Source organism: Nostoc sp. (genome assembly GCF_036917455.1).
Lineage (GTDB): Bacteria > Cyanobacteriota > Cyanobacteriia > Cyanobacteriales > Nostocaceae > Nostoc.
Genome location: NZ_JBALDK010000262.1, coordinates 1 through 9,943, shown reverse-complemented (window position 1 = coordinate 9,943; position 9,943 = coordinate 1). Strand labels below are relative to the sequence as shown.

7 protein-coding genes and 2 pseudogenes are annotated in these 9,943 nt (G+C 39.4%); 6 read left to right on the top strand and 3 right to left on the bottom strand.

Going from position 1 to position 9,943, the window contains the following annotated elements; translation table 11 throughout:
* Positions 1-125: 125 nt before the first annotated feature.
* The gene (locus V7K42_RS28265) at positions 126-794 is read right to left on the bottom strand and encodes a ribonuclease T2 family protein (protein ID WP_334920956.1); all 669 of its coding nucleotides are present in this window, start codon (positions 792-794) and stop codon (positions 126-128) included.
* A gap of 169 nt (positions 795-963) precedes the next feature.
* Between V7K42_RS28265 and V7K42_RS28260 the strand changes: the two genes are divergently transcribed.
* Entirely contained in the window at positions 964-2,130 is a 1,167-nt protein-coding gene (locus V7K42_RS28260; RefSeq protein WP_334920954.1) for a pyridoxal phosphate-dependent aminotransferase, read from the top strand.
* A gap of 119 nt (positions 2,131-2,249) precedes the next feature.
* Here the strand turns inward: V7K42_RS28260 and V7K42_RS28255 are convergent.
* A pseudogene (locus V7K42_RS28255) lies at positions 2,250-2,531 on the bottom strand (type II toxin-antitoxin system HigB family toxin).
* A gap of 50 nt (positions 2,532-2,581) precedes the next feature.
* Complete coding sequence (locus V7K42_RS28250) at positions 2,582-3,769, bottom strand: glycosyltransferase (RefSeq protein ID WP_334920952.1); 1,188 nt, start codon at positions 3,767-3,769, stop codon at positions 2,582-2,584.
* Positions 3,770-4,179: 410 nt separating this feature from the next.
* Between V7K42_RS28250 and V7K42_RS28245 the strand changes: the two genes are divergently transcribed.
* The 5 genes and pseudogenes from V7K42_RS28245 to V7K42_RS28225 all read left to right on the top strand — a co-directional run.
* Positions 4,180-5,454: a proton extrusion protein PcxA gene (locus V7K42_RS28245; protein ID WP_334920950.1), complete on the top strand. Its 1,275-nt coding sequence runs from the start codon at positions 4,180-4,182 to the stop codon at positions 5,452-5,454.
* A 73-nt stretch (positions 5,455-5,527) separates the two neighbouring features.
* Positions 5,528-6,004, top strand: coding sequence for a hypothetical protein (locus V7K42_RS28240; RefSeq protein ID WP_334920949.1), 477 nt, complete (start codon positions 5,528-5,530; stop codon positions 6,002-6,004).
* 328 nt (positions 6,005-6,332) lie between these two features.
* Positions 6,333-7,244, top strand: a complete 912-nt coding sequence (locus tag V7K42_RS28235; RefSeq protein ID WP_334920947.1) for a polyphosphate kinase 2 family protein — start codon at positions 6,333-6,335, stop codon at positions 7,242-7,244.
* A 102-nt stretch (positions 7,245-7,346) separates the two neighbouring features.
* Entirely contained in the window at positions 7,347-7,973 is a 627-nt protein-coding gene (locus V7K42_RS28230; RefSeq protein ID WP_334920958.1) for a chemotaxis protein CheB, read from the top strand.
* Between the two features lie 415 nt (positions 7,974-8,388).
* Positions 8,389-9,876 (top strand): annotated as a pseudogene (locus V7K42_RS28225) (CheR family methyltransferase); the annotation flags it as partial.
* Positions 9,877-9,943: the final 67 nt, after the last annotated feature.

Genomic DNA, 9,943 nt, shown 5'->3' with positions numbered 1-9,943 from the left:
GTTAAGGAGTAAATAAGAATTAGTAAAGAACAAATTAATAAAATTCATAGCTGTGGGTAGTGAGAAGTTAGGAGTGAGGGGTTATAACAATTCTTTCCCCAATTCCCAATTCCCCATGCCCCTTTCTACCTAACGTTTCTCACTAAGAAATCTGGTTGACCACAACTTTTTTGCGATCGCTTCAAAATCTCGGCGCTACAAATACCAGGTTCACCGTTTTTGGAATAACAAAAGAAGACTTCTTGCAAAAATCTTCCCGAACCAGAACAAAAAGGTGCTATTCCATCAGCACTAATTTTATTGTTCGCACTCACAAAGGAATTTTTAAAATTCGTAATTGTGGTACGCAATGGTTTCGCAGGACGATTATAAGCTGCGGGAATAGCGATCGCATCTTTTAACTTTTTACTCAATCCCAAGTATTCCACTGGAGTTTTCCCCGAACAAGTACCATGTTTTTCCCATTCATGATCGCGAAGCTGATCGCTGGGAAACAAGTTCGGAAACTGCCGCTTTACTTCCGATGGTAATTTTTGTGGGGAACAATTAGCAGGATAACCAGTTTGGTATTGTGGCCACAAACCATGTAATACAAAACCAAGTTTCTTGCCAGAACGACACTGCTGTGGATCGCGAGTGCCATTTGTCGCACAATAATCAGGCGACCACGAGAGTGTCAGTACATAAAAATCAAATTTACCCGGAGTACCGCGATTTTGAGCAATGGCAGCATTAGGTATAAAAAGAGCAGTAATTAACAAAAAAGAGGCGATGAAAAGTTTCTTTAATTGCATATAAATAGTTAGTTTATTCTCAAAATAAAGTTATATCCAATACATTGTTCCGAGTCAAGGATTAAAAATTCATCCAGTTCCGAATCCCCAATGAATTCAGAAAAAGCAAATCTTGGTAGGGATTCTGGGATATCCTTAGATAAGTGAAGATTTGCCGAAAATAGTAAGAATGAAGCTGGCAGCAAGAGTAAGTCAGGTAACACCTTCATTAACCTTAGCGATCGCAGCCAAGGCTAAGGCACTGAAGGCAGAAGGAATAGATGTTTGTAGTTTTAGCGCTGGAGAACCAGATTTTGATACCCCAGCGCACATTAAAGCCGCAGCAGTCAAAGCTTTGGAAGAAGGCAAAACCAAGTATGGTGCAGCAGCCGGAGAACCAAAGTTAAGGGAAGCGATCGCCCACAAGCTTAAAATTGATAACGGTCTTGATTACAAGTCTGAGAATGTCATCGTCACCAATGGCGGTAAACATTCTTTGTACAACTTAATAGTGGCGCTAATTGACCCAGGTGATGAAGTAATTATCCCTGCACCCTACTGGCTAAGTTATCCCGAAATGGTGACTTTGGTTGGTGGAGTCTCGGTAATTGTCCATACAGATGCCACAACTGGCTATAAAATTACTCCCGAACAACTCCGTAAAGCAATCACGCCGAAGACGAAGTTATTTATCCTCAACTCTCCATCTAATCCGACAGGGATGGTTTACACGCCAGACGAAATCAAAGCATTGGCGCAGGTAGTAGTTGATGCAGATATCTTTGTCGTCTCTGATGAGATTTACGAAAAGATTCTCTACGACGGTGCAGAACATATCAGCATCGGTTCTCTAGGGAAGGAAATTTTTGACCGGACTTTGATTAGTAATGGGTTTGCGAAGGCTTATTCCATGACTGGTTGGAGACTTGGTTATTTAGCGGGGCCAGTGGAAATTATTAAAGCAGCGAGTACCATTCAAGGACATAGTACATCTAACGTGTGTACCTTTGCCCAATATGGTGCGATCGCAGCGCTGCAAAGTTCTCAAGATTGTGTCGAAGAAATGCGTCAAGCCTTCGCCAAACGCCGACAGGTAATGCTAGACAGACTCAACGCCATTCCCGGATTGAGTACTGCAAAACCAGATGGCGCGTTTTATCTATTCCCTGATATCAGCAAAACCGGTCTAAAATCTCTAGAATTTTGTGACGCTTTGCTGGGAGAACATCAAGTTGCAGTCATTCCCGGAATTGCTTTTGGTGCTGATGACAATATTCGCCTTTCTTACGCCACAGATATGGCAACTATTGAAAAGGGGATGGATAGATTGGAGAAATTTGTCAAGTCGCGTATTTAGTTCTTTGTCATTCGTCATTTGTGAAGAGAATTTATTAACTCTTCAACTTCTTCACTCCACCTTTTCGACTCAGAACGGGTGGAGTTTATATTAAAACCTGAAGTTTCGAGTTGTGAGCCTCAAGTTACGTTATCGTATTCTTGATACTTTCCAATAAAACGAATAAAAATAATTCCAATATCATAACGAACATGAACAATTAAACGATAATCGTTGCCTTTGATATTAAAAACAACACGGTTATTAGCAATAATACTGGCATTACGATAGGTACTTTTGATATTTGCCGGACTATCTCATTCTGCACGAGATACTTCATCAAACCAAGCCTTTAATGGCTGTTCGACATCAGGATATGTTTACCAAAATTTTCGTAACGTGCTGCGGACAAGAATTCGCATCATAATATTCTATTATTGATAATAATGTCATTTGCCAATTCCCAATTCCCCTACATTAACTGCATTTCCTGCAACCCCTGGCGTAGTCTCTTCGCTTCTTCGGGATTATATCTTTCGTGAAGGGCGATCGCTTTTTTAAAAGCTGTTAAACTATCTTGATGATTGCCAGCTTTTAGCAACACTACTCCTAAATTTTGATACGCTTCGGCATAGTTGGGATTTAGGGCGATCGCATTTTGATAATATCCGATCGCATCTGTCAATAAACCCAAAGCTTTAAATGTCATTGCCAAATTATAATGACCAAAAACAAAAGTCGGGTCAATTTTTAAAGTTGTGGCGTAAGCGGTTTTCGCACCGTTGAAATCTCCTGCTGCTTTGAGTAAGTTACCCAGGTTGTTGTATGCTCCTAGTTTGAGGATGGGGTAAATTGGCAATTTAATGGCAGCTTGATAGTGAGAAATCGCCTGCGGGGATTTTTGCAATCGACTGTAGGCAATGCCTAAATGATAGTGGAGTTCATATAAAATATCGTAGTTGTCTTCAGCCGAGCTAATTCCATGTCTGAGCAATTCCATACCTTGGGTAATTTTCCCAGTTTCCACATACAATGCCCCTAATTTACTGCAAACATAGGGGTCATCAGGATGAGTAGCAAAAAACCCTTCCATTGCTGTGGTTGCTTTGGCATATTTGTTATTTTGAGCGATCGCACTTTTTTGATATCCTGTGTGTACAAGTGCCACTCCTGGTAAATAACCTACTTGCCAATGGGGTTCTTTGGTTAAAATTGCTGAGACGCTGTCATCTACTAAGGCATGGTAAGGACGGTCAAAACGAATATCTGGATGATTGCGGAATAACCTCGAAACCAGAGAATAGGGAGATTGTTCTGCACCAACTTCTTGACGGACGAGGTTGATAAGCAGATATTCATCTGTTGCGATCGCCTCTCGCAATTGCGGTACAATTGCTGGTGTCAGAGTTTCATCAGCATCTAATACCAGAATCCAATCTCCAGTGACATATTTGAGAGCTGCATTGCGGGCAGCACTGAAGTCATTGCACCATTTAAAATGATGGACTTTGGCACCGAGTTGTTGGGCAATGTCGGGAGTCCGATCGATTGAGCCTGTATCCAAGACTACCATTTCATCTACTACTTTTCTAACACTGCTCAGACATTTCGGTAGTATTGCTGCTTCGTTTTTTACAATCATGCACAGACTGAGTTTCATATTGCCGATAAATTCTGGTTACAATTATTTGCTTACTATTATTACCAACTTTTCTGTTGTGTCTATATATAGCAATCCGATTTGATTTCTGAATCACTCGTAGAGATAAGGGATTGGGGACTGGGAACTGGGGACTGGGGACTGGGAAGAAGGAATAAAAGTGTACTGAGTTTTTTTCAAAAATCAAATATGAGTCCTATATATCGCATCCGAACTCGATGCAGGTCAATTTACTATCAGAGAAAATCGACTCGTCTCTGTAGCTAATTTTTTAATAGATGTACCCTCGAAATAATATGTTTATCTAGTAATTAGTGAGGATAGTTAATAATAAATTTAAATCAACCATTACCCATCTTTTCATGATTATGTAATTATAATATACATTATATAAATATTCATATATTGTGATGAAAAAAACATTCGCCCAAATAGCAAATAGACTTCGCCGCAATCTCCCAGAATACTGGCGCTCGCTTAACAATTGGTTTTTCGATACACCAGAAAGGGCACTCTTAGAAGCTCAACAAGCCGCTCAGAGAATTAGAAATATCGAGATAGAACATTTTGAGGGTAAAAAAATCTCTTCAGAATCCGTAAGTTATACTGAAACGGTGATGTCTTATTGGCAAGTCTATGTTGATAAAAATTTAACTATTATCAAGATTAGACTTGCAGAATTCCAACTTAGTCGGGGAATTGTCAAGATTTCTAATTCTACTTTGTTAGAAAAGTTGAAGATTATTGATGAAGTTGTAGATAAGTATGCTGTTAAAGATGAGCTAATTAGTAACAGCGCGTTATTGTCAAATTATCAACCCCTAACAATCGATCGGAGTGAAATCAATAAACAACCAGACTCATCGAATATTCAACGTCTGCCTTCAAATCAAAACACTGCATTTTTACCTGGGTCTATTGGCAGAACTCTTAATAAAATCAAAGGAGATTTCTCACCACAACGAGAAGAAGAATTCGTCAGAAATTACCGAATTTCTAAAAATAGAACAAGAGTTGCCCTCAGATTTTTGCTTACCCTAATGATTGTCCCCCTTTTAACTCAGATTTTATCTAAACAATTCTTAGTAACTCCCATATTAGAAAAGACTAGAGGAGAGAACACAACTCAAATATTCCTTAATTCCGATCTGGAGAAAGAAGCACTCCATGAATTATCTAGTTTCCAAAAAACTTTGAGGTTTGAATCTTTATTAAATCATGCACCAGCACTTTCCTCAGAGGTAGTAAGAGATAAAATAAAGGATAAAGCAATGGAGATAGCCGATGAATTTCAGATAAAAACTAATAGTGCTGTTAGTAATGTTTTTGCTGATTTAATATCATTAGTTTCTTTTAGTATAATTATCGTTTTTAGCAAAAAAGAAATTGCGATTGTTAAGTCTTTTATAGATAATATCGTCTATGGACTGAGCGATAGTGCTAAAGCTTTTATAATTATTCTTTTTACAGATATATTTGTAGGATTTCACTCACCAGATGGGTGGGAGGTTCTTCTTGAAGGATTCACAGAACATTTAGGTTTTCCAGCTAGTAGAAATGCAATATTTTTGTTTATTGCGACATTTCCGGTAATTTTAAATACCATATTTAAATACTGGATATTCCGCTATTTGAGTCGCTTATCTCCGTCAGCATTAGCTACATTAAAAGAAATGGATGAGTAATTCATAATTATTTTGGTGCATTTTTCTGATGATTCGTTAGGCTATGTATATCCTGGTTCTTTTAAAGCGCACTATGGATTTTGAAAGCAAAACTAATGCCCCAATTCCCACAGACAACATAGAGTTTGCTCAATCAACTACTACGCGTAAGCCATTGCAATTGCTACGAGATACTGAAGCTTTACTACGCCGTCCAACCGTAGCAACACTGTCGCTAATTTTGCCACCAAAACTGTCCAATAAATTCCAACTAACCTCATTTTTAGCAGATGACTCCTTTAATGAGTTGGCAGAAATTGACCTAGATACTATTAGTGATTTTGAACTGCGACCTGTACGAATTAGTGTTGGCTTAAGCTTTATTGGTTTTGGGGCACTGATGATATTAGTGCTGCTATTGTATTTAAACACATTGCATCCAGAACTCAGGGCGGGCGAGCAGATTCGGCAATACTGGTATCAGTATATTTGGTTTGTCAGTTTCGGTGTTGCAGGGATGTTTATGTTGGGGCGTGAAGCCATGCGCCCGATGCCAAAGCGACGAAAGTAATTCGTAGTTACATCGCTAAGGTTACATTCGTGTACCGTCTTTCAGAGAAGATAGTAATTCTTAATTAAATTTTATCCCGCTAAAGTTGGTTAAAAGGTATGAATTTTGAATCAAAGTGAAATTTGGGATTTCCAAGGAATAAATTATCCCAAAAAACGAACCACAGAGACGCAGAGAACACAGAGAGGAGAGATTAAGAGGATTTTTGCATCAGCTTTGGAATATTTTTTTATTTGGAAATCCCTTATTTAATTAAGAATTTATAAATTTCAGAAATTAGCACTTCACAATATGGTTCGGTATAAGCAGCAGTTAGGAACTTTTATATATGAACTACGATGCTTTCATTGTTCCACCAGGTTCAAAGATTTCTCTGAAAAAAAACTACGATCCAGCTTATAAAACTGATTTTGCTCAAAAAGCTGATGCTGCAAGCAAATTGCAGACAGATGTTGAACGATTAGCAAATTACCAAAATATTCTCTATGCTCAAAACACCTATGCCTTGCTGATTATTTTTCAGGCAATGGATGCTGCTGGCAAAGATAGCACAATTAAACATGTGACCTCTGGCGTGAACCCGCAAGGATTTCAGGTGTTCAGTTTCAAGAGTCCCAGTGCGGAAGAATTAGACCATGACTACCTGTGGCGAACAACTAAGGCTTTACCCGAAAGAGGTCGAATTGGGATATTCAACCGCTCATATTATGAAGAAACTTTAGTGGTTCGTGTCCATCCAGAAATACTGAAAAATCAACAACTTCCTCACTTACCTAATGGAAATAAGATATGGAAACAACGTTTTGAAGAGATTAACAACTTTGAAAAATATTTAGTAGACAATGGTGTAATCGTTTTGAAGTTCTTTCTCAATGTCTCGAAATCGGAGCAGAAAAAACGCTTTTTAGAACGAATTGAATTTCCTGAAAAAAATTGGAAGTTTTCAGATAGTGATGTCAAAGAAAGAGCTTTTTGGGATGATTATATGAAAGCTTATGAAGAAGTTTTCAATTCCACGAGTACAAAATGGGCCCCGTGGTATATTATTCCTGCCGATCGCAAATGGTTTACACGCCTGGTAGTCGCTAATATTATCTGCACAAAATTAGAAGAACTAAATCTGCAATACCCAACGGTTAGCGAGGAACATAAACAGCAACTTTTAGAGGCGAAACGGATTTTAGAGCAGGAAGATGAAGAGATAAATTTAAAAGATAAAGGCAAAAACAAGGAAAGTTAGTTCATAAATGTTGTATTATTCATATATAAAGATGAACAATTATCAATTTATTAATGCTCTGTGTAACTAATAAGTTTGGTTAATATAGACAGCCAAAAAATCATGATTCAGATGGCGGCAGATGCCAACAATCATCCACCTCAGTTTCCTAATGCTGCCTTTGATATTGTAGCGATCGCAGCCTCAGCAGGCGGGCTGACTGCTCTATTGAAAGTACTATCGACTCTACCCGCAAAATTTCCAGCCGCCATCGCTATTGTTCAACACCTTGCTCCAGAACATCGGTCGTTCATGGCAGAAATTCTCAGTCGGCGCACGGATATTACCGTCAAGCACGCGGAGGAGGGAGATTGCCTCACTCCTGGAACGGCTTACGTTGCGCCGCCTAATCGTCACTTATTAGTTAATCATGACGGCACGCTTTCGTTATCACAGTCCAAATTAGTACATTTGTTACGTCCTTCGGCTGACTTGTTATTTAAATCGGTTGCAGCCACTTACAAAGAAAGAGCGATCGCTATTGTGCTAACTGGAACGGGTAGCGACGGGACAATGGGAGTACAAGCAATAAAAAAAATGGGCGGTACTGTTATTGTCCAAGATGTCAAAACCGCCGAGTTTTCTGGAATGCCTTCAGCTGCGATTGAAACTGGTAACGTAGATTTTATTCTCCCCTTAGATGAAATCTCTAGCACCCTGGTGAATTTAGTTATGGGAGAATGTAACTAAGTTAATACATAGGGAGTAGAGGAAATTTATTTCGGAATCCAACAATGAGTCTTTGATACTAATTAATGAGGCTTAGAACTTCTTTAATGAGTCTTTTATACTCGTGAACAAGTATAAAAACTTTACTCTTTTGTATTCTCCTCTCTACCTTCTACCTTAGAGGATGTTTGAAAAGCCCTCTCGTTGGTAGCAAAACATTTCAGATCCCCCTAAATCCACGCCACTTGCTTCACTTGGGGAGACCCCAAGACCGCAGTGGCTCCCCGATAAATTGGGGGACTTTGATTCCGGTTCCCCCCTTTTTAAGGGGAGCCAGCGCGGTCTTGGGGGTTTCCCCCATGAGCGACTGGCGTGGGCTAGGGGGGATCTCTAAGTGCCTAAAATCACAGCCAAATACTTGTTCATTCAACCTCTTATGACTTTCGCAGAAAAAGACCCCGAATTTGAAAATCTACTGATTTATCTCAGACAAAACCGGGGATTTGATTTCACAGGCTATAAGCGCTCGACTTTGATGCGTCGGGTATGTAAGCGGATGCAGTCATTGACTGTAGAAAACTTTGAAGAGTATTTAGACTACCTAGAAGTCGATCCAGAAGAATTTAATTATCTTTTTAACACCATCCTAATTAACGTCACCGCTTTTTTTCGAGATTCATCAGCTTGGCAATACCTAGCCGAGGAAATACTGCCTAATCTGATTAAAAATAAAAAAACTTCTGACCAAATACGCATCTGGAGCGCTGGCTGTGCTTCTGGAGAAGAAGCTTATACCTTGGCAATGTTGATGGCGGAAATGTTAGGAGCAGAAAATTTTCGCCAACGAGTGAAAATCTACGCTACAGATGTAGATGAAGATGCTCTCAACCAGGCTCGTCAAGCTGTTTATTCAGCAAAAGATATCCAAGCCGTGCCAGAAGAATTGCGGCATAAATACTTTGAAATTATCGGGAATCATTATGTCTTTCGCCCAGACTTGCGCCGCTCAGTGATTTTTGGTCGCCACGATCTGCTTCAGGATGCGCCGATTTCGCGCTTAGATTTGCTGGTCAATCGCAATACCATGATGTATTTTAATTCTGAGACTCAAGGGCGAATTCTAGCTCGATTTCATTTTGCACTTAATGATAATAGCTATCTATTTTTAGGTAAAGCAGAAATGCTATTGATGCATTCTAGTTTGTTTACCCCAATAGACTTAAAAAATCGGATATTTACGAAAATATCGTCGGTGAATATCCGCGATCGCCTCTTAGTTATGACAAATTCAGTAGATGACGAATCTAGCAGCCGTTTATCTCGACACTTGCGGTTGCGAGACATGGGTTTCGACACATCGCCAATTGCCCAAATAGTCATTGATCTCAATGGCACTCTGATACTGGTGAACGAGCAGGCACGGACTTTATTCGCCCTTTCTCCCAAAGATTTAACTCGTCCCTTCCAGGATCTAGAAATTTCCTATCGACCAGTTGAATTGCGATCGCTAATTGAACGAGCTTATACCGAACGTCGCCCTGTCAGCCTGACAAATGTAGAGCGCTATTTGTCTAACACAGAAACCCAATATCTGGATGTGCGAATTACGCCTTTGCAAGAAACAGATACCAGTTTTTTAGGTGTTAGCATCGCCTTTCATGATGTCACCCGTTACATTAAACTCCAAGATGCCCTGCAACGCTCCCAACAGGAATTAGAAACCACCAACGAAGAACTCCAATCTACTAATGAAGAATTAGAAACCACCAACGAAGAGCTTCAATCTACCAATGAAGAATTAGAAACTACCAACGAAGAACTCCAATCTACTAATGAAGAATTAGAGACAATGAACGAAGAACTCCAATCTACTAATGAAGAATTACAGACAATTAATAATAGACATCTCCAAAATAGTAATATTCTGTGGTAAAAGAAGATTGCGATAAGTTTTTGACACAAAAATATGAGTGACATACTGAAGCACATTG

Coding starts and splice junctions, on each gene's coding strand:
- V7K42_RS28265 (WP_334920956.1), bottom strand. CDS start 794: ATGCAATTAAAGAAACTTTTCATCGCCTCTTTTTTGTTAATTACTGCT.
- V7K42_RS28260 (WP_334920954.1), top strand. CDS start 964: ATGAAGCTGGCAGCAAGAGTAAGTCAGGTAACACCTTCATTAACCTTA.
- V7K42_RS28250 (WP_334920952.1), bottom strand. CDS start 3,769: ATGAAACTCAGTCTGTGCATGATTGTAAAAAACGAAGCAGCAATACTA.
- V7K42_RS28245 (WP_334920950.1), top strand. CDS start 4,180: ATGAAAAAAACATTCGCCCAAATAGCAAATAGACTTCGCCGCAATCTC.
- V7K42_RS28240 (WP_334920949.1), top strand. CDS start 5,528: ATGGATTTTGAAAGCAAAACTAATGCCCCAATTCCCACAGACAACATA.
- V7K42_RS28235 (WP_334920947.1), top strand. CDS start 6,333: ATGAACTACGATGCTTTCATTGTTCCACCAGGTTCAAAGATTTCTCTG.
- V7K42_RS28230 (WP_334920958.1), top strand. CDS start 7,347: ATGATTCAGATGGCGGCAGATGCCAACAATCATCCACCTCAGTTTCCT.